This window comes from Halogranum gelatinilyticum (assembly GCF_900103715.1).
Lineage (GTDB): Archaea > Halobacteriota > Halobacteria > Halobacteriales > Haloferacaceae > Halogranum > Halogranum gelatinilyticum.
The window spans coordinates 158,056-181,015 of the sequence record NZ_FNHL01000005.1 but is presented as its reverse complement, the minus strand read 5'-3'; the positions used below and the strand labels follow the sequence as shown (position 1 = coordinate 181,015).

Annotated in this window: 24 protein-coding genes and 1 pseudogene; 10 read left to right on the top strand and 15 right to left on the bottom strand. The window is 66.7% G+C overall.

Annotation, left to right across the window (positions count from 1 at the left end; translation table 11 throughout):
• Positions 1-108: 108 nt before the first annotated feature.
• The 6 genes from BLR57_RS19520 to BLR57_RS16495 all read right to left on the bottom strand — a co-directional run bounded on the left by BLR57_RS19520 (position 109) and on the right by BLR57_RS16495 (position 6,573).
• Entirely contained in the window at positions 109-1,209 is a 1,101-nt protein-coding gene (locus BLR57_RS19520) for an ABC transporter ATP-binding protein (RefSeq protein WP_170830678.1), read from the bottom strand.
• Positions 1,206-2,288, bottom strand: coding sequence for an ABC transporter ATP-binding protein (locus BLR57_RS19515; protein WP_170830677.1), 1,083 nt, complete (start codon positions 2,286-2,288; stop codon positions 1,206-1,208). Before BLR57_RS19515 ends, BLR57_RS19520 begins: the two co-directional genes overlap by 4 nt.
• The gene (locus BLR57_RS16510; protein ID WP_089699406.1) at positions 2,285-3,403 is read right to left on the bottom strand and encodes an ABC transporter permease; all 1,119 of its coding nucleotides are present in this window, start codon (positions 3,401-3,403) and stop codon (positions 2,285-2,287) included. Before BLR57_RS16510 ends, BLR57_RS19515 begins: the two co-directional genes overlap by 4 nt.
• The gene (locus tag BLR57_RS16505) at positions 3,400-4,422 is read right to left on the bottom strand and encodes an ABC transporter permease (RefSeq protein WP_089699404.1); all 1,023 of its coding nucleotides are present in this window, start codon (positions 4,420-4,422) and stop codon (positions 3,400-3,402) included. Before BLR57_RS16505 ends, BLR57_RS16510 begins: the two co-directional genes overlap by 4 nt.
• A gap of 3 nt (positions 4,423-4,425) precedes the next feature.
• Entirely contained in the window at positions 4,426-6,246 is a 1,821-nt protein-coding gene (locus BLR57_RS16500; RefSeq protein ID WP_089699402.1) for an ABC transporter substrate-binding protein, read from the bottom strand.
• Between the two features lie 132 nt (positions 6,247-6,378).
• Positions 6,379-6,573: a hypothetical protein gene (locus BLR57_RS16495; RefSeq protein ID WP_089699401.1), complete on the bottom strand. Its 195-nt coding sequence runs from the start codon at positions 6,571-6,573 to the stop codon at positions 6,379-6,381.
• A gap of 115 nt (positions 6,574-6,688) precedes the next feature.
• Here BLR57_RS16495 and BLR57_RS16490 point away from each other — a divergent pair, with 115 nt between their 5' ends.
• Together BLR57_RS16490 and BLR57_RS16485 are read left to right on the top strand one after the other, a co-directional pair.
• A complete protein-coding gene (locus BLR57_RS16490; protein WP_089699399.1) occupies positions 6,689-7,147 on the top strand; it encodes a hypothetical protein in 459 nt (152 codons plus the stop codon).
• Between the two features lie 101 nt (positions 7,148-7,248).
• On the top strand, positions 7,249-8,334 hold the full coding sequence (locus tag BLR57_RS16485; protein ID WP_089699397.1) for a TrmB family transcriptional regulator: 1,086 nt from the start codon (positions 7,249-7,251) through the stop codon (positions 8,332-8,334).
• A gap of 96 nt (positions 8,335-8,430) precedes the next feature.
• Here BLR57_RS16485 and BLR57_RS16480 read toward each other — a convergent pair whose 3' ends face one another.
• The 4 genes from BLR57_RS16480 to BLR57_RS16465 all read right to left on the bottom strand — a co-directional run bounded on the left by BLR57_RS16480 (position 8,431) and on the right by BLR57_RS16465 (position 13,878).
• Positions 8,431-10,884 (bottom strand): DUF2309 domain-containing protein, encoded by a 2,454-nt coding sequence (locus tag BLR57_RS16480; protein ID WP_089699395.1) that lies wholly within the window; start codon positions 10,882-10,884, stop codon positions 8,431-8,433.
• Positions 10,874-12,361 (bottom strand): proton-conducting transporter transmembrane domain-containing protein, encoded by a 1,488-nt coding sequence (locus tag BLR57_RS16475; protein WP_089699393.1) that lies wholly within the window; start codon positions 12,359-12,361, stop codon positions 10,874-10,876. Before BLR57_RS16475 ends, BLR57_RS16480 begins: the two co-directional genes overlap by 11 nt.
• Before the next feature lie 417 nt (positions 12,362-12,778).
• A complete protein-coding gene (locus BLR57_RS16470) occupies positions 12,779-13,261 on the bottom strand; it encodes an Lrp/AsnC family transcriptional regulator (RefSeq protein WP_089699391.1) in 483 nt (160 codons plus the stop codon).
• A gap of 53 nt (positions 13,262-13,314) precedes the next feature.
• The gene (locus tag BLR57_RS16465; protein WP_089699389.1) at positions 13,315-13,878 is read right to left on the bottom strand and encodes a PAS domain-containing protein; all 564 of its coding nucleotides are present in this window, start codon (positions 13,876-13,878) and stop codon (positions 13,315-13,317) included.
• Between the two features lie 131 nt (positions 13,879-14,009).
• Here BLR57_RS16465 and BLR57_RS16460 point away from each other — a divergent pair, with 131 nt between their 5' ends.
• The 8 genes and pseudogenes from BLR57_RS16460 to BLR57_RS19065 all read left to right on the top strand — a co-directional run.
• Positions 14,010-14,228 (top strand): hypothetical protein, encoded by a 219-nt coding sequence (locus tag BLR57_RS16460; RefSeq protein WP_089699386.1) that lies wholly within the window; start codon positions 14,010-14,012, stop codon positions 14,226-14,228.
• Between the two features lie 122 nt (positions 14,229-14,350).
• Positions 14,351-14,617, top strand: coding sequence for a DUF2249 domain-containing protein (locus BLR57_RS16455; RefSeq protein ID WP_089699384.1), 267 nt, complete (start codon positions 14,351-14,353; stop codon positions 14,615-14,617).
• Between the two features lie 179 nt (positions 14,618-14,796).
• Positions 14,797-15,453: a helix-turn-helix domain-containing protein gene (locus tag BLR57_RS16450; protein WP_089699382.1), complete on the top strand. Its 657-nt coding sequence runs from the start codon at positions 14,797-14,799 to the stop codon at positions 15,451-15,453.
• Between the two features lie 131 nt (positions 15,454-15,584).
• Positions 15,585-15,959, top strand: coding sequence for a winged helix-turn-helix domain-containing protein (locus BLR57_RS16445; RefSeq protein ID WP_089699380.1), 375 nt, complete (start codon positions 15,585-15,587; stop codon positions 15,957-15,959).
• Positions 15,956-16,234, top strand: coding sequence for a DUF7521 family protein (locus BLR57_RS16440; RefSeq protein WP_089699378.1), 279 nt, complete (start codon positions 15,956-15,958; stop codon positions 16,232-16,234). Before BLR57_RS16445 ends, BLR57_RS16440 begins: the two co-directional genes overlap by 4 nt.
• Positions 16,235-16,297: 63 nt before the next feature.
• Entirely contained in the window at positions 16,298-16,603 is a 306-nt protein-coding gene (locus BLR57_RS16435; RefSeq protein WP_089699376.1) for a CGCGG family putative rSAM-modified RiPP protein, read from the top strand.
• A 63-nt stretch (positions 16,604-16,666) separates the two neighbouring features.
• Positions 16,667-17,773, top strand: a complete 1,107-nt coding sequence (locus tag BLR57_RS16430) for a TIGR04053 family radical SAM/SPASM domain-containing protein (protein ID WP_089699373.1) — start codon at positions 16,667-16,669, stop codon at positions 17,771-17,773.
• 120 nt (positions 17,774-17,893) lie between these two features.
• Positions 17,894-18,028 (top strand): annotated as a pseudogene (locus BLR57_RS19065) (N-methyl-L-tryptophan oxidase); the annotation flags it as partial.
• Between the two features lie 12 nt (positions 18,029-18,040).
• Here BLR57_RS19065 and BLR57_RS16425 read toward each other — a convergent pair.
• The 5 genes from BLR57_RS16425 to nosD form a co-directional block, all read right to left on the bottom strand.
• Positions 18,041-19,255 carry a TIGR04347 family pseudo-SAM/SPASM protein gene (locus BLR57_RS16425; protein ID WP_089699371.1) on the bottom strand — a complete coding sequence of 405 codons (1,215 nt, stop codon included), beginning with the start codon at positions 19,253-19,255 and terminating at the stop codon, positions 18,041-18,043.
• Positions 19,252-19,572 carry an Htur_1727 family rSAM-partnered candidate RiPP gene (locus BLR57_RS16420; RefSeq protein WP_089699369.1) on the bottom strand — a complete coding sequence of 107 codons (321 nt, stop codon included), beginning with the start codon at positions 19,570-19,572 and terminating at the stop codon, positions 19,252-19,254. Before BLR57_RS16420 ends, BLR57_RS16425 begins: the two co-directional genes overlap by 4 nt.
• Positions 19,573-19,651: 79 nt before the next feature.
• Positions 19,652-20,590, bottom strand: a complete 939-nt coding sequence (locus BLR57_RS16415; RefSeq protein ID WP_089699367.1) for an ABC transporter permease — start codon at positions 20,588-20,590, stop codon at positions 19,652-19,654.
• Positions 20,587-21,525, bottom strand: a complete 939-nt coding sequence (locus BLR57_RS16410; RefSeq protein ID WP_089699365.1) for an ABC transporter ATP-binding protein — start codon at positions 21,523-21,525, stop codon at positions 20,587-20,589. The genes BLR57_RS16415 and BLR57_RS16410 overlap by 4 nt, the downstream gene beginning before the upstream one ends.
• Positions 21,512-22,960, bottom strand: a complete 1,449-nt coding sequence (nosD, locus tag BLR57_RS16405) for a nitrous oxide reductase family maturation protein NosD (protein WP_244510067.1) — start codon at positions 22,958-22,960, stop codon at positions 21,512-21,514. The genes BLR57_RS16410 and nosD overlap by 14 nt, the downstream gene beginning before the upstream one ends.

The following is a 22,960-nucleotide window of genomic DNA, read 5'->3' as shown; positions in this document are numbered from 1 at the left end:
GTCGTGAGTCGTCATGGGGTTGTAGTGTTAGTGGTTGTGGGAGTGTGAGTGGGGGTGGACGTCGTCGTGTGAATCGTGGGCCTGTCGTGAGAGAGTAGCGGCCATTTCTCAGTGCTCTCCTGCCGCGCCGTCGTCGAGTGTCGCCCCATCAAGCGGCGTGCTGTTCCAGTAGGCGTCGTCCTCGGTTGCCCGGTAGCAGGCGACCTGATGTCGTTCGTCGCCGTCGACGGCCGTCGCCGCCGGCGCGGCAGTCCGACACTGTTCGGTCGCGTTTGGACATCGCGTGTGGAAGCGACAGCCGGCCGGTGGGTTCACCGGGTCCGGGATGTCGATTTCGCGGACCGGCGGCTCGCTGGGACCTTCGTCGACTCCCAACTCCGGAGTTGCCCACTTCAGAACCTTCGTGTAGGGGTGCTGTGGATTCTGCAGGACTTCGTCGGCAGGACCGAGTTCGACCAGCTCGCCGAGATACATCACGCCGAGGCGACCCCCGGCGTGTTCGGCGATGTACCGCGCGTTCGAGAGGTCGTGGCTGATGAACAGGAACGAGGTGTCGAACCCCTCCTGCAGTTCGAGCATCAGGTCCATCATCTCCACGCGGAGGCTCACGTCGAGCGCGCTGACGGCCTCGTCGGCGAGGATGACGTCCGGGTTCATCAGGAGTGCCCGCACGAGCGCGACACGCTGCTTCTCGCCACCCGAGAGCTGGTGTGGGTAGCGGTGGGCGTAGTCCTCTGGCGGCGACATCCCCACCCGCTCGATGAAGTGGAGGATACGCGCCTCGCGGTCCTCCGAGTCGAGGTCGGGCTGCCAGCGCTTGAGCGGCGCTGCCAGCGACGACATGACCGTCCGGTTCGGGTTCAGCGCCGCCCCGGGGTCCTGGTGGATGATCTGCAGTGAACGGCGGATCTCCTCGAAGGGTATCTCGGGGTTCGACCGCCACTTCTTCGCCTCCCAGATGTCCTGCCCGCGGTAGCTGATGGACCCGCCAGTCGGCTGTTGGAGGCCGACGGCGGTCTTACCGAGCGTCGTCTTTCCTGACCCACTCTCGCCGACGATGGCGACGACGTCGTTGCTGCCGATATCGAGGCTCACGCCGTCGACGGCTCGGACCGTCGGCTGGTCAGCGAAGGGATTGAGGCCGCCACCGGACTTCTCGAAGTGGACGTCGACGTCCGACAGCGAGAGGACAGGCTGGTCGGTGCTCATCGCTGCACCCCCGTCGAGAGGGGGATCTCGTCGTCGACGTCGGACCAGTGGTGGCAGGCGACCTCGTGAGTCGCCGAGACTGCGTCCATCGCGGGCTTCACGTCTTCACACTCCGCGGTCGCGAGCGGACAGCGTTCGTGGTAGGGACAGCCCGCCGGGACGTTGACCGGGTCAGGGGCTGCACCCTCGATGGGCCGCATCTCCGAGAGCGGTGCGTCGAGGTTCGGGGTCGCGTTGAGTAGGGCACGGGTGTAGGGATGTTTCGGGTCGTGGACCATCTCCGTCGTGTCGCCAACCTCGGCGAACTCGAACGCGTAGAGCACACCGATGCGGTCGGCGAGTTTGGTGACGAGCGGCAGGTCGTGCGTGATGAAGACCATCGTGAGGTCGTACTTGTCACGCAGGTCCGACAGCAGACTGATGATCGAACGCTGCATGAGAAGGTCGAGCGCGGCCGTCGGCTCGTCCATCACGAGCACCTCCGGTTCGAGGACGAGTGCGAGTGCGATGAGCACCCGCTGTTTCATCCCACCGGAGAGTTCGTGCGGATACGAGTCGAGGACACGGTCCGGGTCGAGATAGAGGTCCGAGAGCAGTTCCTCGGCTCGCTCGATGCCCGCGGCGACGTCGTAGTCGTGGGCGTCGAGCGTCTCGACGAAGTGCTCGCGGAAGCCCATCGTCGGGTTGAACGAACTCATCGCCCCCTGGAACACCATCGAGATGTCCTCCCAGCGGAGGCTTCTCAACGGTCCTTTGTCGAGGCCGAGCACTTCGACCGGGTCGGCCTCGTCGTCAGGCGGGTGGTAGGTGACGCTTCCCTCGGTTCGACCGGGGCTGACGACGGCGTTGAGCAGGGCGGAGGCGAACATCGACTTCCCACTGCCCGACTCGCCGACGATGCCGAGAATCTCACCCCGACGGATGTCCATGTCGACGTCGTGGAGGACGCGGGAGGTCCCGCGGTCCATCTCGAAGGAGACCGAGAGGTCCCGACACTCGAGGATGACGTCCTCGGCGGTCGGGTCCGTGTCGACGTCGGTCGTGTCGGCCACGGCCTCCGCGGTGAACGAGTCGCTCATTGGTTCCCTCCGGGAGCCGGTGACGTCGGGTCCGGCGACGCCGGGTCCGACGACGACGTATCGTTGTCCGTCGACATCGTGTTCGCGTGACGAGCACGGACGCGCGGGTTGAACACCCGGTCCATCCCCTGTGCGAAGAGGATGAGTGCCATCGACAAGAGGACGATGGCGACCATCGGCACGAGCAGCCAGTGGGCGGCGTCGAGCGTGAGCAGACCGCCGTTGGAGTAGGCGAGCTGGAGCATGACACCCCAGTTGACGACTTCTCTGAACGGCAGCAGGCCGAGGAAGTACAGGCCGACGGAGGCGAAGATGACCCCGCGCATCGCGTTGACCATGTTGATCATCACGAACGGCATGATGTTGGGGACGACCTCCTTCGCGACGATGGTCGGCGTCGACAGCCCCATCGCGCGGGCCGACTCGACGTACGAGGTCGACCGGATCGTCAGCACCTGCGAGCGGATGGCGCGAGCCATCCCGGCCCACGCCTGCAGTGAGAGCACGAGCCCGAGGACGATTGGGTTGCTCGGTTCGAGCAGTGCGACGAGGATGAGAAGCAGGGGCAGCCCCGGCAGCGTCATCACGATGTCGATGACCGTCGAGAGTGCCTGGTCGACGCGGCCGCCACTGTATCCGGCGAGCGCGCCGACACTCGTTCCGAGAACGGTGACGAACAGCCCGGCACTCGTAATCATCGTGAGCATCCGCGGGGTCGCGTGGACGACCTGCTCGAGGATGCCGCGGCCGACGTTGTCGGTGCCGAGTGGCCAGTTGAACGCCAGCCACGGGACCGCGACGCCGAACAGAGAGGTCGAGCTGAACTCGTACCAGCTCCCACCGACGACCCCGCCGTGGAAGGGGCCGACGAGAATCGCACCCTGCCCGATTCGGGGCTCGGCAACGAGCGTCGGACCGGCGACGCCCATGAAGACGAAGCCGACGACGAGCACCGCACCGATTCGGGCGCGCGTGTCGTCCCAGACGACCCGCAGGGGTGCGAGGAGCCACAGGTCGAACAGGCGACGTGTCCGTTCGGTCCGGCTCAGCGAAGAGTCGGCGACAGTGCCGAAGCCCCCCGCAGCGAGGCTGTTGGTGTGGTTCTCGCGGCTCATGCGTCACCACCCGTGGAGACACGCGGGTCGACCAAGCCGTACGTCAGGTCGGCGATGAACGCGCCGACGACGACGGCGAGCGTGATGAGGACGAACCCACCCATCATCAGCGGATAGTCGCGCGCCTCGACGGCGGCGACGATGTAGTAGCCGAGTCCAGGGTAGGTGAACACCTGCTCGAGGATGGCCGAACCGCCGATGACGCCGCCGAAGGCCAGCAGCAGGCCCGTGTACATCGGGAGGATGGCGTTGCGGGCGACGTAGCGCAGCGCGATTCGGGTGTCCGAAAGCCCGCGGAGGCGGGCCACCCGGAGGTAGTCCTCGCCGAGTACTTGGATACTGTTGCCGCGCATCGCCAGCGCGACACCACCGAAACCGGTGATGACGACGGCAGCGATGAGCAGGCTCGCGTGGTAGACCGCGTCGGCGACGAACTGGAACGTCGCGACCGGCTGCAGCGGGTCGACGATGGGCACGACCTGTGAGGAGATCTGCCCGCTCGTCGGGAACCAGCCGAGCGTGTAGCCGAAGACGTAGAGGAACAACAGCGCGGTCACGTAGTTCGGCGTCGAGTTGAGGACGATTCCGAGACCAGTCGTCCCGACGTCGAAGCGGCTGCCCTCTTGGTAGGCCATGACCGCCCCGAGAGCGATACCCACGGCGAACATGAGCAGGATGGCGACCGAGAACGCGAAGACCGTCCACGGCAGTGCCTGCCCCAGAATCTCCGAAACGGGGGCGTTCTGACTGATCGACCGGCCGAGGTCACCCTGCAGGATACCCGCGATGTACGAGAGATATTGCTCGTGTAGCGGCGCGGAGACATCGATGTTGATGTAGTTGGCGACCCGGCGGTTGATTTCCTGTTGGGAGAGGTCGGGGTTGTTCCGGATGAGTTGGCCGCGGAGCTGGTCGGCCGGGTTGCCCGGCATGAGCCGAACCAGTGCGAACGAGAGCGACACCACGACGAACGCCGTGAAGAGTGCCTGCCCGGTCCGCTTGACGAAGTAGTCGTACATGACTTACTCCGGCTTGGCGGTCAGCTTGCCCTCGCGGGGCAGGTAGTACTGCGGCCAGTCGACGATGGCGTCCTCGTCGTCGGCCGTGACGGTGTTCCAGTCGTCAGTGGTGACCCACGACTGGTCGACCTTCTCCATCAGCGGAGCCATCGGGAGATGCTGGTTGACGACCCACGCGAGTTCCTGGGTCTTCTGCTTTGCTTCTTCGCCAGTCAGTCCGGCGAGTTCCTGCAGTTCGGCCTCCAGTTCGACAGTGCGCGTCTCGCCCTCGGGCTCGCCGATGGGCGGCACCTCGACTTCCCGCGGGAACTTCAGGATGTCACGCGAGCGGGTGCCGTTGAGCAGTTTGTTCAGCGAGAAGTACGGGTAGAGCTTGCCGTCCGGCCAGCCGAGGCCGGCGACAACGTACTCCTGGTTGCCGTAGATGTCGCCCCAGTAGGACTGACTCGGATTGAGCGAGGCGTCGATGCCGAAGTCGTTGAGGTCCTGCACGATGGACTGCCCACCGGCGGTCCAGTCGTTCCAGCCGGACGGGATCTTGTACGGGAACTCGAGGGGCTTGCCGTTCGCGTCGACCCACGACCCGTCCTGCTTCGAGAAGCCGGCCTCGTTGAGGAGCTGGGCGGCCTTCTCGGTGTTCGGTTCGTAGGCGTCAAAGTCCGACAGCGACTCGCCGAGCCACTCCTTGTAGCTGCCGTCGAAGTTCCCCGGGAGCCCGGAGGGGACCTCGACGGGGACGTGCATCTTCCCACCGGCAGTCTGGGCGAGTTTCTCGCGGTCGATGACGTACTGGATCGCCTGCTTGACGTTCTGCTGGCTGTAGTGTTCGTGCTCGTGGTTGAACATGACGCCCATCCCCCAGTTGGCGGGCATCTGGATCTCTCGGATGTGGTCGCCGTAGGACTGCGCGATGTTTTCGGGCGTGAACACGTTGTCGATGCCGTCGATAGTGTTGCTCCGAAGTGCCGTCCACTGCTTCTGGTTGGACTGGAGGTAGCTCCACTTCATCCGTGGGAAGTTGATCTTGTCCGCGTCGGGGTGGTCGGCGAAGCGCTCGGTGACGAGCTCTTGGTTCCGTGCGTGGACGAACTGGAACGGCCCCGTACCGTTCGGCTCTTCGAGCGTTTTCTCGGCGAGTTCGGGTGCTTCGCCGTCCTGTCGGTAGGCGTCGAGGAACTCCTGGAACTCCGCGGGCGGCGTGTCAAGCGCGATGGGCTTCAGCGAGTAGAGAAACACCTTGTCGGAGACCGCACGCTTGAGACCGAGTTCGACCGTCGATTCGTCGGCGACGGTCACGTCCTCGGCGGCGACGACGTTGCTGATGGCGGCCCCGTTGTGAATCTCCAGTTCGAGCTTGAACGCGACGTCCTCGGCGGTGACCGCCTCACCGCTGTGCCAGTGGTATCCGTCGCGAACGGAGAGGGTGACTGTCTCCGACCCGATGTCCCACGACTCGAGGATGCCCGGCATGAACGTACTCGACGCCTCGTTGACGTAGAGCAGGTTCTCGAAGATGGCGAGTGCAGCGCGATCGGGGTACTTCTGTCCGTAGGGGTTGAACTGCATGTCCTTCGGCACGGACGTCGTCGCAGTGGTGAACGTCCGGTCTGTCATCTGCATCGAATCTTGGGTCGTCTCGCTGTCACCGCCGTCACTACCGTCACCGCTCGACTCGGTTGCCGACTCGTCGGTCGACACCGCATCCTGATTCGAGCCAGCACAGCCAGCGATGCTAGCGGCTCCCGCAGCCCCCACCGCCTGCATGAACCGGCGGCGTGTCTTTCGAAGGTCTCTCTGTGCGTCCACTGTGTGATCGTTGGACATAGAGAGGCAATTCTGCGGGTCGTATGTATGTATTTTTGATGATACTTTTGATGTAGGCACCCGATAAATATGTTTCCTGACATGATCAGAACGAGGCGGTCGGACGGCCGGTATTCCGACGGAGCGTATCGGTCAGGGTTCGTAGAACTGAACGCCTCGACGGATGGCGACACCGATGGCGACTAGTGTCAACAAGATGATGGCGAGCGAAACCTGCGAGATCGCGTAGGCGGTCGACCCCGGCTCTACGAACAGAAAGCCGACTGCGAGAAGCACCAAGAGGACGGCGTCGAGCGCGAAGAGGACCGACAGGAAGTTCTGGCGCATACAGACTCGCGGGAAGCCACCGACAAGAGGGTTCCGCCCGGACGGTCGGGATCACCGGACTATCTCGACGCGACGAGATACAGGGTTTTGTCGCCAGCAGTAGTAGAGTCGGACGATGGAGTCACGAACGAGATATCCGCAGCTGGTGGCGGTCGCACGGGCCGTCTTGTATCTGCTCGGGGCTGTCGGCGTCGTAGCACTCGCGGGATTTGCTCTCTCGTTTCTCGTCCTCGTCGGCGTCCTCGCCACGGCCACGCTCTTGCTCGTCGGCGAAGGGAGTGCGTCCACCATCGCCGCCGTCGGCGGACTAGGCCTCGTATCGGCAGGACTGCTCGCGTGTGTTTGGCTGGCCGTGACGAGACGCGTCGACCGCTATCTGGTCCGGGCGTCACGCATCCCGAGTCCTCTCGAGCAAGTCACCCGACAGTACGTCGACGGCCACATCGACGAGTGGGGCCTCGAACGCGGTCTCGAACGGGCACTGGCGGCGGAGTCTTCCGATCCCGAAGCAACTGTACCGGCGACCACCGTATCCCCGGCCGCGGCGCGTGAACTAGCCGAGGAACGCGCGTAGGCCGAAACAACCGGATCTCAGTCCACACGCCCTCGCCGCCGAGCGGAGCGGCCACTCTCTCCCTCCGAACCTTCATATATTGAGACATACAGGGAGCCACCATGGACCGTGAGACGCTCTCGCAGGCACTGGAGTACGCCGACTTGACGTCGTATCAGGCGGACGCCTACCTCACGCTCTTGGAGATGGGCGTCTCGCCTGCAGTGGACGTCGGCCGCGAGAGTGCCGTCCCCGTCTCGCAGGTCTACGACGTACTCCGGAGTCTGGAAACGAAGGGCTACGTCGAGACCATCGAGCGCGACAAACTGTACGTCCGCCCCTGCGAACCCGACGAGTCGATGACCGACCTCGAATCGCGGGGAGAACTTCTGCACGACGCCGCCGAGGAGATTCGCGAGCGCTACCGTGAACCCGAGCGGATGGACTCCCGGGTCAGCGTGACCAAGCGCGTCGAGACGGCCGTCGAGAACGCCCGCAGTCTCATCAGCGACGCCCAGACGGTCGTCGAGCTAGCAGGGACGTACGAGCAGTTCGAACTGTTGATACCGGAACTCCGTGAAGCCCGCGAGCGTGGTGTCGTCGTCCGCGCGTCAGTCTACGTCGACGACGGCCAGACCCCGCCCGAGGGGTTCGACCCGACCGGAGCATTCTCCGAGATTCGAGCGTGTAGCATTCCCGGGCCGTTCCTCGTCGTCATCGACCGCGACCGGACCTGTTTCGCGCCGAACACCCGTGCCGACGAGGACTACGGCGTCGTCGTCTACGACCGCATCCTCCCCTTCGTCTTCCACTGGTACTACCTCACCTGTCTGTGGGACCTCTATCCGACCGTTTACGCCGACGACCCCGAGCGGTTCACCTACGTCGCGATGGAGGAGTTCGTCCGTGACTGCAACGGCCTCTGGCAGGACGGCTACGAACTCCGGGTCGTCGTCGATGGCATCGACCTCGAAACCGAGCGCGAGACCTCGGTCGAGGGGACTGTCGTCGACCTCTCGTATCTCGGCGACGACCGGCCGCGGTCGCGGCTGGCGCTTTCGGACCTCAGTGCCTACAAGACCGTGACCCTCGACACCGACGACAGCCTCGTCGAGGTCGGCGGTTGGGGGGCTGTCTTCGAGGACGTCGAGATGCGCACCATCACGCTCGTCGGCATCGACGCCGGAGCGACACCGTTCACGGAGTAGGCAGAGACGTTACTCGTCGTTGTCGAACCGGCCGATTTGAACAGGGAGAAAACGTTCGCACAGCGACGGCGTCGGCCGACGGACGGACTCTGCGGCTCAGTCGTCCGCGGCGATGGGTGCCGAGCGTTCGGGGGTCGGCACCGTCGGCTCCGCAGCCGACTCCGAAGCGGCGGGCGTCCACTCCAGTTCGCCCTCGTAGTGGAAGCTCCGGTGCTCCTGCGTGGGGTCGACGACCGTCAGCGACAGCCAGCCGTTGTCGAGCAGCCCAGCGACCGCCGGATGGTCGGCCAGAATCTCCGTCACGCGGTCGACCGGCGCGTGGAGGACCGCCGAGAGCCGCAGCGGCTGGTGGTACGGGTCGTCGTCGGCACTCATGAGCGACTGTAGCGGGAGACCGGTCATCAGGTCGCCGCCGTTGCCCTGGTAGACGCCGACGTTGCCGACGGGGTTGTGCGTCACCTTCGAACCGCTGCCGTAGGCCGCGTTGTCGACGGTGGCAAAGTAGTACTGGTTGTTGATCCACTGCGTGACGACGAGCGGGCCGGTCACGATGGCTTCCAGCGCGTCGCCCTCGGGGTCGGTCTGCCAGTCGTAGGAGTGGAGGAAGGCCCGGCCGTCGAGGTCGAGACCGTCGGTGAGCGAGCGGGGGCCGACGACGAAGCCCGCGTTGCCCGCCAGTCCCCACTCGGGGCGCGTCTCCGCCCAGTCTGCGGCGCGGCGCGTCGCCTCGCGGACGGCGTCGCCGTCTGCGTCGTCGCCGACGCGCTCGGCGGCCGCCCCGGCCTGAGCGGTTTCGAGGTCCGCGCGGAGTCTGTCGAGGTCGTCGGCGTGGGTCGTCGGAACCGCGCCGTCGAACAGTTCGACCTCGTCGGTCGTCGTGTTGTGCTCGCCCGCGACGAAGAGGGTGTCCTCGGGGATGTCGTGGCCACGCTCGCGGAGTTCCGCCTTCACGTCCTCGTCGTTACAGATGGTCGCGAGCACGCGGGCGTTCGGGCCGCCGGGGTTGCCAGCACAGGCTCCGCAGTCGAGACTCGACCCGAACGGGTTGTTCGCCGTCTGGCTGGCGTGGCCCGCAAAGACGACGACGCGGGCGAACTGCTCCCAACCCATGAGGTCGAAGGCCGACTCGGCATATTCGACCTGCTCGTCGAGCGTCAGCCCCTCGCGGAGTTCGTTGACCGAGTCGGGGTTGTAGTCGACCGAGGGTTCACAGAACTCGCGCTCGGCCGGGACGCGGTCGTCGGCGGCGGCGAGGAGGTCGGAGACGCGGTCGGGGACGAGCGTCCGGGCGGCCAGCGCGACCCCGTAGCCGGCTCCGGCGGTCTCGACGAGGCTGAACGCGGTCGCCGCGTTGCCCTTGAGTGATTCGAGCGTCTCTCTGCCAGCGGCGAGGAGACCGGTCTTGTGGTCGTGGCTGTGGCGGGTCTCCTCGTGGTCGCCCGTCGGCCGGTCGGCGATACGGTGGGCCGCGTCGACGATGGGCGGGCAGGCGTCGACGGTCACGTCCGAGTCGTACGCCGAGTGACGCATCGGGACGCCGAAAAACCCGGCGTAGCCGTGCGTGTCGTAGTCGCCCGTCGCCTCGATGTGGCGGCGGATGACCTCCGAGCGCGTGTCGATACAGAAGACGAACTGCGCGTCCGGACGCGTGCCGTCCCCTTCCTCGTCTTCGACGCTCGCACTGGCGTCCTCGACCGCTCCGACCAGTTCGTCGCGGTACGTCGCCTCCCACGCGGAGAGCCAGGCTTCGGCCAGCGGGACCTCGTCCTCGTTATCGTCGAATCCGTCCGTCGCGAGTGACTCGTCTGCTGGGGGAAGGATCGGGGCGTCGAACAGGTCGGCCACCGCCAGCCGGACGGCCAGATAGCCGGGCAGCGTCACCGGGTTCTCGGCCTGCCACTCGTCGTCGGCGTCGATACGCTGATTGAGGAACCCGGTCCAGCCGGGCAGTGCCGACAGCTGATACTCGAAGACCGTCTGCCACTCTGCCGTCGGGTAGTCGTCGAGCAGCGTCTCGACGGCCGCGACGGGGTCGTCGGGGAGCTCGGCCAGCCGCTCGGCGTCGGGAATCCGGCTGTCGTGACGGGCCAGCCGCCGGACGGCGGTGTAGAAGCCCTGCTCGCGGCCGGGCATCGACCAGTGGGCCTTGCCCTGGTCAAGGAACGCGGCGAGCCACTTGGTCAGCACGCGGTCGACGTGGTCGGTCGGGGTCTCGCCGTCCTCGCGCTCGTCGGAAGCCGTCTCCGCGGTGGCCAGTTGCTCGAGGAGGGCCTCTGGGTCGCCCCGGTAGCCGTGTTCGGCGAGTTCGGCTTCGAGGAACTCGGGGTCGATCTGGCCGTTCTCCCACGCAGACCGGAAGACGGCGGCACTCGGGTAGCCGTCGCCGTCGCGCAGGCGTTCACCTGCCGCGACGGCCTCGTGGAAGGGGTGGTCTTCGAACCCGGCGAGCGGGTTGGCGGTCACGAACGAGTGAAGCGGCCAGAGCGAGCCGACGGCGTCGGCCGCCGCCTCGATACTGTCGCGGACGTGGATGTCGGTTTCAGTACTCATTGTAGTCCTCCGTGGCGGTGAGCAGCGTATCGGACGAGGGTTGAGCGGCGTTCAGCAGCGCGACGTAGAGCCGTCCGCTGGACTTGTGGACGCCGGTCTCGATGGCGAGGTAGACGGCGAGGAAGGCGGCGACGACGACGCCGTGGACGACCGTCAGTTCGGTCGGGGCGGCCACGAGCGGGAGGTCGGTCATAACGTGTTCGATGCCGACGTAGACCGCCGCGTAGACGGCGATGGCGGGGAGGAAGACGAGCGGGACAGCTCCGTAGCGGTAGGTCGCCGGGAGCGACGTGTGCGCCAGCGCGTTCCGGGTGGCGTGCAGCGTCGTTAGCACGACGAGAGCGGTCAGGAGCAGTCCGCTGTCGAAGTTCGTTCCCTTGCCGGTCAGCGCGGCGAAGAGTACGCCACCGGCGAGCGCGGAGACCGCGGCGACGGCGAGACCGGCCGGGTCGGTCCGGGCTGACCCGTGTCCCGCGTCGGGACTCGTGTGTTCGACTTCCTCCCCCGAGCCGAGGAACAGGTAGGCCTTGTAGAAACCGTGGAGGACGAGATGGGTGATTGCCGCGCCGAAGAAGCCCAGCCCGACCTGGAGGAGCATGAAGCTCATCTGGCCGACCGTCGAGCAGCCGAGTCGGCTCTTCACGTCGACCTGCACCGACTTCAGGAGCTTTCCGAGGAGGGCACTGAGCGCGCCAACGAGGACGATTGCGAGCATGACGGACGTCTCGACGCTGATGACGGGTCCGAAGCGGACGAGGAGAACCCCGCCAGCGTTGACGAACCCGGCGTGCATCAACGCCGAGGCGGGCGTCGGAGCGGTCATCGAGGAGAGCAGCCAGGTGTGGAACGGGACGAGAGCCGACTGGACCATCGCCGCGAGCACGAGCGCCCCAGCGGCGACGAGGACGGCCGTCGAGGCGGTCGGGCCGACGGTCTCGGCGACCCCGGAGACCGTCGTCGCGCCGGTCTGCCACCAGAGTGCCGCCAGCGCGACGCCGACGAGCGCGCTACTCGCGAGGAAGTACCGACGTGCGAGCGACGCCGCCGCACGAGCCTGTTTCCAGCCTTCGACGTGGCCGATGAGACCGGCCATCACGAGACCCATCGCGAGCCAGGCGAGCCCGAACAACAGAAGGCTGTCCGCCGCGACCAGCACCATCACGACCAGCGTGAACGCGAAGGTCCGCGCGAAGAAGCGGTCGATGGTCCGGTTTCCGGCCATATACCGCCGGGAGTAGCTGTGGACGATGCCGCTGAAGAACGTGACTGCGAGCCACATCACGACCGTCAGACCGTCGACAGCGACGAGTCCGGGCAGTTCCCAGCGGCCGCCGCCAGTGAGGTGGACAGCCAGTACCCCGAGGGTCGCGAGACAGAGGAGCCAGACGAGTCGTGTCAGCACCGCGGGCACACGGGAGTCCCGGTCCGTCGGGGTCGGAAGCTGTCCTATCGTCGTCGCCTGCTCTTGGCCTGTCATTGCTTGGTCCGTGTCGACCGGAGAGCACAGTTCGGTCACGCACCGCGGTGCCGAATTCCGCTTTCGGTCGTATCTACCCACATCTACGAACGTTATGCCTATTAAACTCTTCTACAGTCCCAATTTGTTCTGTCCTTCATGATTTTTAGAACAGTTCGTGCGCGGGTCGTGCGACGCTGTACCACACACTACAGAAGGCGGGAATCAGAGCACAGAACGCCCAACGAGGTGTTTCTCGTCCGTGTGCCCGCGAAGAGGTCGGACGGCAGCCGCAGTCACACCCATGGAAACGAAGGGGCGAACGTTCCGGTCGCTGTGCGGTGCGTCGCGAACGAATTGGTCGGGGGTGGGGAGCGCGGCGAGCCGACCACTCACGAACCGTGACCGGAAGAAACTGGGGTCGACCCGCGCCGACTACTACTCGTCGGCGGCGTGTTGTTCGGGGTGGAACCGGCCGAACGGCGTCGTCTCGTGGCTCCGGACGAGGACTTCGTCGGCGACGGTGATGCCCATGTCGACCAGTTCCTGCGCGACGGGCGTGATGTCGCTGTCGGACTCGCCGACGACGGTGACGAGGAGGTTCTGTTCGCCCGTGACGAGCTCTTGGACGGAGACCACGCCGTCGATGTCGAGGATGCCGGAGACGAGACTCCCCCGTTCGGCTATCGGCGCGGTGCAGAAGAGCAACATACGGAGCGGATAGCCGGACTTCGCGTAATCGACGAGCGCGTTGTACCCCTGGATGATGCCGGTAGATTCGAGTCGTCGGATCCGTTTGCGGATGGTGCTGCCGGACGTTCCGGCCCGTTCGGCGATGTCGCCCGAGGACATGTTTCGGGCGTCCTCCTGTAAGGCGTACAGAATCGCCCTGTCGGTGTCGTCGATCTCGAGGTCAGCCATGTGCGTATCTCCGTCGTACCGCTACTTTATCTTTGTACCCGAGAGGGGCGAACTCAGTCGCCGTCGCCGTCGACGGCTTTCTGGATGCCGAGCCAGTTCGTGATCGTCCCCGTCTCGTCGGCCAGCGGGACGAGCGAGACGCGGTTACGGAACGGCGTCCCGTCCTTCCGGTAGTTCGTCAGCTCGACGGTCACCGGCTCCCAGATGGCGAGTGCCTCGCGGAGGTCCTCGACGGCCGCGCGCTCCGTCTCCGGTCCCTGCAATAGCCGTGGGTTCTCCCCGACGAGGTCGGTGAGGGGGTAGCCCGTCATGTCGCGGAACGTCGCGTTGGCGTAGAGGATGGGGTTGTCCTGATACGCCGGTCCTGAGAGCGTCACCCCGAGCGGAGCCTCGTCGAGCGCGCGGACGCGCCAGACGAGCCGTCGGTCCCGCTCATCGAGGTCGACCGCGTCGGTGAGGCTGCCGCCGAACTCGTCGGCGACTCCGGCGAGCGCGTCGTCGACTGACCGGTCCAGCCCGTCGGTCGGCACGTCGTCCAGACGGTCGCGAGCACGGGACCGAAAGGCCGCATCGTCGGGCAACGAGAACAGCTCGGTGAGATCACGTCTGAGGGACATGGAGACTCGTCGGTCTCCGTTCGGGACTGTCGCGGAAACGTCTGTTGTCCGCGGCCGGACAGCCGTGTCAGATGTGTGACGCGTGTCGGACGTGCAAAGACACTATCCGTCCTCGCCGAGAGATTTGGACCATGCGGAACCCCGAGACTCCCCTCAGCGAACTCGAACGGGAGGCGTTCGACCACGTCGAGCGACTGGTGTCGAGCACGGCCGGTGACGTCACCTACGGTGAGGCCGTCTCGGCACTCGAAGCGCGCGAGTTTCGGCTAAACGAAGCGCGCGACGTGCTCGAACAGCTCGAGATGAAGGGCTACATCTACGTCGTCGACGGCGTCGTTCGGGTGACCTGAGTCACGGGAGGTCCCTCGCTATCCCGGACGCCCCTGTCGGACGTACACCGCCCAGCGAACGAGCGGGAAGGGCGAACATCTTCGGGACAAGAACCGCAGTCTCTCCGTCCCTGTTCATAGATATGTCCGAGGTGACAGGCATCGTCGCTGAGACCGCCGCACCGAGCGACAGACCACGCGAGACGTTGGACGTCCGGGAGCTTCCCCCGCCGAAGCCGCTGCAGAACACGTTAGAACGGCTCGCAGAGCTCGACGACGAGACGGTTTTCGTCCAACTGAGCGACCGGAAGCCGCAGCATCTCTATCCGAAACTGTCCGAGCGAGGCTACGAGTACGAGGCCGTCGAAGCGGACGACCTCGTCGTGACCGTCGTGTGGCGCGAGCTGTAGACCACGGCCGGCGTCGACGATGTTTTTTTTTATGGCGGCTGCAGCGAGCCCGCCGGGACCTGACACCCGACCCGTCCGGGAGCCCTCTGTCGCTTCCCGAGCGAGCGCGGGCGTGCCGAGTCCCGAACATGTTCGTCAACACTGGTATCCACGTGGGCCGAATATATTCGCACACACCGATGCCCCAAGCCAATCTCACTATCACGGTTCCGGAGGGAATCTGGATCGGTGACCTCTCGCGTGCACACCCCGACGCGAGCGTCCGTATTCTCGCTGCTCACACCGACGGCGACGGTGGTGTGGGCCTCGCCGAAATCACCGCCCCCGACCTCCCGGCCGTCGTCGCCGACATCGAAACCCACGACTCGGTGACCGAACTCGACCTTCTGGAGCGGTACGACCAGACGGTGCTCGTCCAGTTCGAGACGACGATGCCCTTACTGCTCTTCCCGATGCAGGACTCCGGCGTCCCGCTGACGATGCCGTTCACCATTGAGGAGGGGACTGCCGAGTGGGAGATTACCGCCCCACAACACCGATTGTCGGAACTCGGCGACCAGTTGGAGGAGTTCGGTATCCCCTTCACCGTCAACGAGGTCCACCAGTACGTCGAGCCCGAACAGCTCCTGACCGACCGACAGTTGACGCTCGTACGGACGGCCGTCGAGCAGGGCTATTACGACACCCCCCGGCAGTGTTCGCTCACCGACCTCGCGGACGAACTTGGCCTCGCGAAGTCGACGTGTAGCGAGACGCTCCACCGGGCGGAAGAGACCATCGTCAAGCGGTTCGTCGAGGACTTCGAACAGACACTCGTCGACCACCCCGAAAAATGAACACCTCGACCCGTATCGCGGCCCCCGAGTGCCGACAGCGAGTGGCGAGACGCCGTCACTCGGGACGGACAGGAATCGAGAGGACGCATCTGTGAGCGATGATAACCCACGCAACCACTCCGAGACCAGCCATGGTACGTGACCCGTTCGCTCGAGACGAGCCGGACCTCCAAGTCGTCCTGGACGCGCTCGACGACCCGGACTGTCGGGCCATCATCGAACAGCTCGACGACGCGTTGACGGCGAGCGAACTGGCCGAGCACTGTGACATCCCCAGCTCGACGCTATACAGAAAGCTCGACCTGCTCAGCGACGCCTCCCTGATCGACGAACAGACCGAAATCAGATCCAACGGTCGGCATCGGACCCGGTATGTCCGGAACTTCGATACCGTCAACATCACCTGTGGCGACGACCGCTCGCTCGATGTCACGGTCGAGCGAGCGACACAGTCACTGGACGAGCAGCTCTCGGACCTCTGGACGGAGGTGCGAAAAGAGACATGAATCTGAACGTCGTAACGGCGGTCGTCGTGCTCAAGACCGTCACGCTGGCACTCGGCGGGTCGATCACCTTCTATGCACTGCGGGCGGCACGGCGCACGTCGTCGACGGCGCTCCGAGCGCTCGCACTCGGTTTCGGGACGGTCACGCTGGGGGCGCTCCTGGCCGGAGTCGTCGACCAGTTCGTCGCGGTCGACCCGACGCTGGCCCTGGCCGTCGAGAGCCTGTTCACGACCGTCGGCTTCGCGGTCATCCTGTACTCGCTGTACGCCACGTGAGCGCGCCCGAAGCCGAACACGTTCGGGAGATGACTTTCGGCTATCCGGCGACAAGCACGGGATATGAGCCAGACGACTGACGGCGAGGCGACCCCGGAGACGGACCGGATGCACGACAACTCGTGGTCGGTGAACCTCGAGGAGCCACGGCACGCCGACGACAGGGAACTGGTCGTCGAGGAGGCGGTCGCAGCGGTCGAACACACCGCGGCCGGCCACCACGTCAACGTCGTGACCCACCAAGAACTCGGCCATCCGTCGACGTATCTATATCCTGTTATCCACGCCAACTTCGGCGAGGCAGTCTCGGTCGAGTACGTCGACCAGTGTGGCTGCGGTGGCCACGTCAGTAGAGTCCACGTGGAGTAGCGACGAGACGCGTCGCGAGACTGAGCGCACAGACCGACCACAGAAGACACCGACGAGACACTCATGAACCCACACGAGATCGACACGACCCAACGGCCGTTCGTTCTGGTCTGGGAAGTCACCCAGGCGTGTGAACTGGCGTGTGAACACTGCCGAGCCGACGCACAGCTGAACCGACATCCCGACGAACTCACGACCGAGGAGGGAAAGGCACTCTTGGACGACGCCCGCGAGTTCGGCCCGGGACAACTCGTCGTCCTCTCCGGCGGCGACCCGCTCGCCCGTGACGACGTGACCGAACTGGTCTCGTACGGCACCGACCGCGGGCTGAACATGACGCTCACCCCGAGCGGCGTCGCGTCGCTGACCGGAGAGCGCGTCGAAGCGCTGGCAGATGCGGGCCTCCGGCGGATGGCACTGAGTCTCGACGGAGGGAGTGCCGACGCGCACGACGCGTTCCGTGGCGAGCGTGGGAGTTTCAAACAGACGGTCGCAGCGGCTGGAGAAGCCCGTGCGGCCGGCCTCCCCGTCCAGATAAACACGACCGTCTGTGCGGAGACGGTCGACGAACTGCCGGCGATCCGCGCGCTCGTCGACGAGTTGGACGCCGTGTTGTGGTCGGTGTTCTTCCTCGTCCCGGTGGGCCGCGGGCGGGCACTCGACCCCGTCTCCCCGGAGCGTGCCGAGCGCGTGATGACGTGGCTCACGACGGTCGACGACGAGGCGGACTTCGGCGTCAAGACCACGGAGGCACCGCACTACCGTCGGGTCGCGTTGCAACGGGACGGTGACGGACGTACGGGCGAGAAGCCGCCGGACGGTATCGGTCGCCGACTGGGCATCACCGCCGGCGACGGCTTCGCCTTCGTCAGCCACGTCGGTGAGGTCTACCCCTCGGGCTTCCTCCCCGAACCGACAGGCAACGTCCACCGAGACAGCGTCGTCGACGTCTACCGGGACGCTGAGCTGTTCCAGCGGCTCCGCGACCCCGAGGAACTCTCCGGGAAGTGTGGGGCCTGTCCGTTCAACACCGTCTGTGGGGGAAGTCGGTCGCGGGCGTACGCCTGCACCGGCGACCCACTCGCGAGCGACCCACTCTGTCCGTACGTCCCGGAGGGCTACGACGGCCCGTTGCCGGAGCGGCTAGCTGCACAGGGTGAGACAGCGTAAGGCGAGACGACGGAGGACGGAGCTTCGGATTGGGAGACGTGGCTTGTGGCTTCGGCGTGCGATGACTTGACGTAGGTGGCAGTCCATCGCGCAGCCATGTCAACGACGGAGTGTGACGTCGTCGTCGTCGGGGCGGGCTTCTCCGGCCACGGGTTCAAGTTCGCCAGCGCGGTCGGGGAGGTGCTCGCCGACCTCGCGGTCGAGGGCGAGACGGTACACCCCATCGAGCCGTTCCGGCTCGCCCGGTTCGATTGAGTCGGCACCGGGTCAGTCGGCCGAAGCCGACGGCGTCGTGCCGGCGTCGCCGAGAATCTCGGATTCGTCGAGGTAACACTGCGGGTCGGGTGCGAAGAGGTCGTCCTGGGCCGTCAGTGCCCGGAGCCGTGAAGCCCCGCGACAGACCGACTGGTAGCGGCAGTCCGCACAGCGCCCGGTGAGGTGCTCCTCTCGGTTCCGCAGTGCCGACAACAGCGGGTTCGAGTCGTCCTCCCAGATGGCGCTGAAGGGCCGGTCGCGGACGTTGCCGAGACTGTAGCCCTGCCAGAACTGCGTCAGGTGGACGTTGCCCTGGTAATCGACGTCCGCGACCCGTTCGCCGCTCGGGTCGCCGCCGTTGCGGCGGAGATACTCGAAGATGCGCTCGGCGGCCACCTCGCCGAGGTGTTCGCGGGCGTACTCGACGACGAACGCCGCGTCGGCGTAGTTGCCGACCAGCAGCGTCTCGATCTCCTCGCCACGCTCGTGGTAGTCGCGCGTGAGGTCACAGAGCCGCTCGATGGCCTCCCGTTTCTCGGCCGGCGGGAGGTCCGCGTCGCGGATGCCGGCCCCCCGACCGCCGTAGTCCAGATGGTAGAAGCAGAAGCGGTCGACGCCGACGTCCGAGAGCAGGTCGACGACGCCTTCGAGGTCGGCCGCGTTTCGGTCGGTGATAGTGTAGCGGAGGCCCGTCTTCAGCCCCGCGTCGAGACAGGTCCGGATGCCGTCGAGAGCAGCGTCGAAGGCTCCCTCCTCGCCGCGGAAGGCGTCGTTGCGTTCGCGGAGGCCGTCGACGGAGACGCCCGCGTACTTGAGCCCCGCACGCTGGAGGCGCTCGACCCGCTCCTCGGTGAGCAGCGTCCCGTTCGTCGAGAGGACGGGGCGAATCCCACGGTCTGCGGCGTAGCCGACGAGCTCGGCGAGGTCGTCGCGGACCAGCGGTTCGCCACCGGAGAAGAGCACGACCGGGATTCCGTAGTCTGCGAGGTCGTTGAGCAGTCGCTTGCCCTCCTCGGTGGAGAGTTCGCCCGTCGCCGTCTCGGTGTCGGCGGCCGCATAGCAGTGGTCACAGTAGAGGTTACACTGTTTCGTGAGGTTCCAGACGACGACCGGTTTGCGCTGTTTCCGCTGGGTGATCTGTGGCTTCTTCGACTCGCCACCGGCGTCGTACCGGAGGCCGTCGCTCTCGGCGTCCAACCCACAGAGGAGTTTGCTGATAGAGATCATCGCCGACAGCCTCCGTCGGGTGCGGCGTCGGCGTTCGTCTCGGTGTCGGCACCGCGCTCTGAGCCCCCAGGCTCGCCACCGAGCGTCTCCGTGGAGAACCGACTGACCTCGGTCGCAGGACAGACCCAGATGTCCGTCGCGAACCGACCGAACAGCGTCGAGGCCTGTTCGTGAGCCACCTCGGCGGTCGGTGCGGTGACGCTGCCGACGTGGCGCAAGGGGTCGGACTCGCTCTCGCGGACGAACGTCTCCCACTCCCGTTCGGTCGCGCTACGCGGTCGCTCGTCGAGTTTCGACCGTTGTCCCTCCTCAGCCATATACGACGGTCGGGACGGGATATCCTAAGAACGTCCGGCGATTCCCAGCGAGTGAAAACGGCCCGAAGACGTTCGTCAGTCACCGCGCGCCGGCCCGACCGGCGAGTCGCATCGCCGCCGTCAGCGGAAGAAGGACCCACGCGAGGAGCGCCGTCGCCGCGAGCACCGGCGAGAGCGACGAGGTGGCCAGTGCCGCGCTCACCCCGCCACCGGTGGTCCCGACGCTCGCGAGGACGACGACACGGAAGAGGTCGACCGGGTTCGCGAGGACGAGCGCCGTCAGCACCGCGTCCGGGACGTCGAGGACCGCGACGAGCACCAGCGCCAGCAGGTCGTGGGCGAAGACCGCCCAGACCCACAGGAGGAGGACGCCCCCGAGCGCGTGAGTCTTCTCGCTGGCGAGCGTCGACACGAGGACGCTCACCGCGAGCGCCGCGAGACCGACTCCGAGCGCGGCGAACAGCAACGTCGCGTAGGGGACGAGTGCGGCCCCGCTGGCGAACCGGACGAGCAGCGCGCCGCCGACGCCGAAGCCGACCGCGATGGCCGCGCCGAGCGCGACCGCCCGCCCGAGGAAGACGCCCAAGACGACCCGCGACCGGGTGACCGGGAGCGCAAACAGCATGTCGAGCGTCCCGCGCTCGGCCGGGCCGACGACCGACGCGTAGCCGAACGTCAGCGCGGCCAGCGGGACGAGATACACCGAGAGCTCGCCCAGCGAGACGACAGCCGCACCCACTCGCTCGGCGGCGGTCCCCGTCCCCGCTGCCACGGCCACGACTGCCGAGACCACCGCGAAGAGCAGCGTCAGCCCCAGCGTCCACCGCGACCGCGCGGCGAGGCGGTACTCGCGGTGTGCCAGGGTCAGCGTCGACCCGAGGCTGCCCGAGCCGACGGGCAGCGCCGCGAGCAGTGCGCCCGGAAGGTCACGAAGGGTGCGGAGCACGCCGTCGTCGTCGGTTCCCTGTCCGACAGCCGGCGGGTGGTACGGTCCGTCGGCGTCGGTCTCGTCGGTCATGGAGTCTCACCCCCGGCGGCGGCGCGACGACCGTCGTCGACGCTCTCGCGGAACGCCGCCGTCAGTCCGGGCTGTCGGACCTCGAACCGGTCGACGGCCGTCGCCGCACGGACCGCGTCGAGCACGTCGCCCGCCTCTCCTTGTGGGCAGTCGACGACCAGCGGGTCACCGGCGCGCTCGACGCTCACCTCCGCGTGGTCGGCGAGTGCAGCCCGTGCGTGGTCGCTGTCAGCCACCCGTGCCGTGAGAGTCACACGGTCGCCGACGCGTGCTCGGAGCTCCGAGACCGGCCCTTCGGCGACGGCCCGACCGCCGTCGAGGACCGCCACTCGGTCACAGAGCGTCTCGACCTCTCGGAGGTCGTGGCTCGTCAGGACGACCGTGACGTCGGCCTCGCCGACCCGCCGGACGAGGTCGTGAAAGTCCGCGACGCCCTCCGGGTCGAGTCCGGCGGTCGGTTCGTCGAGGAGGAGGACGTCCGGCTGCGTCAGGAGCGTCGTCGCCAGCGCGAGCCGGCGGCTCATCCCGTTTGAGTAGCCGTCGACCGTCCGGTCTGCGGCGTCGGCCAGTCCGACCGTCGAGAGGACGCGCCGGATGCGGTGCTCGCGGTCGTCGGCCGGGACGTCGCGGAGGCGGGCGTAGTAGCCCAGCACTTCCCGGCCGGTCAACGCCGGTTCGAAACCGGCGTCCTCCGGGACGAAGCCCACGTGTTCTCGGACTGCCACACCGTCGCTCGGCGCGTGGCCCGCCACTTCGATGGCGCCCTCGTCGGGCGTCTCGTGGCCGACGAGCAGTCGGAAGAGCGTCGTCTTGCCGGCCCCGTTGGTGCCGACGAGCCCGAACGTCTCGCCGCGCTCGACCGACAGCGAGACCCCGTCGAGGGCGGTCACTGGACCATACGACTTGTGAACGTGTTCGACCTCAATCGTGTGCATAGTATCGCCTCCACTCGTCGTGCGGCGGGCGAGCCAGCGGGTGTTGGTCGACCACGCCTGGCCCCTCGACGATCGGGACGGTACGCTCGGCCCGTCGGACGAGCGCGAACGCGGGCGAGTCGACGAAGAGTCGCGCACTTGGAGTCGTCGAGACGAGCTGTTCGACGAGCCCCGTCGGCTGGTACCGCGTCTCGCTGACGCCGTCGTCGTCGGTATCGGCGACCGTCGCCCCCGACCAGTAGTTGCCTCGCGCCGTCCCGTTCCACGCGACCTGTTGGCTGATGTCCGCGACGACTGGCTCGTCGTTGTGGATGAAACTGTTCTCCGACACGCGCTCGCGGACGCTCCCTGCCGAGAGGTGGACCCCGACCGTGTTCTCCAAGACGAGGTTGTCGCTCAGAGTATTGTTCAGCGAGTTGTACACGAACAGTCCCTTCTCGTTGCCCACCAGGTCGTTGCCCCGAATCACGCTGTGGTCGATGCTCTTGACCATGACCCCGTGGCCGCTCTCGCCGTCGTTGTCGACGGCCGTGTTGTTCAGAATCGCGAGCCGTTCGGAGAGCATCAACGCGTAGCCGACGTCGTTGTCGACGGCCGTGTTGTTCCGTAACACGCAGTCGTCGGAGTACATGTAGTGGACGCCGTACCGGATGTCCCACATCTCGTTGTCCTCGGCGACGACGCCCGAAGCCCAGGAGTAGTAGACCCCGTCGCGCACGTCGGTGATGCGGTTGCCAGCGACGTAGGCGTCCGTGGCCCGCCACAGCTGGATGCCGTTGCCGCGCTTCGTGAGCGGCGTGACCGACTCGCGGCCGACGACGGTGTTGTTCACCAGCCGGACGTCCGTCGCACCGTCGACCCAGATGCCGAACGTCGTGTTCGACACCCGGCTGTCTTCGACACTGCTCCCGTGACCCGTGATCCAGACGGCGGCGTCGTTCTCGCTTGCCTCCCAGCCCGCGTTCCGGACCCACACCCCGTGGACGGTGACGTCGGCCGCCGCCAACGTGAGGACGGTCCCCTCACCGTCGCCGACGACTGCGGCCCGCGTCGGCGACGCACTCGTGAGGGTGACGTTGGGCGTCTCGACGGTCACCGGGCCGTCGAACCGCCCGTGAAGCCGGACGGTGTCACCAGGGTCGGCCGCGTCAAGCGCGGCCCTGAGGGTCTCGAAGCGGTCACCCCCGACCCGCGCGACGCCGTCGTCGGTGGGCGCCTCGAGGTCGGTGTCGATGCCCGTCTCGACGCCGGGGGCGACCAGCCGGCGGCCGTCTCCACCGGCGTCCGCATCGCCGGCTGTTGCGACACGTGTGACACCGTTCGCGTCCCTGCCCGTCGCTCCCAGTGCCACGCCCGCACTGGCGAGGACGACGAGGCACGCGAGCGCGACGACGGCGTACTCCCGATACTGGCGGACCACACCGAGGCCGCGCAC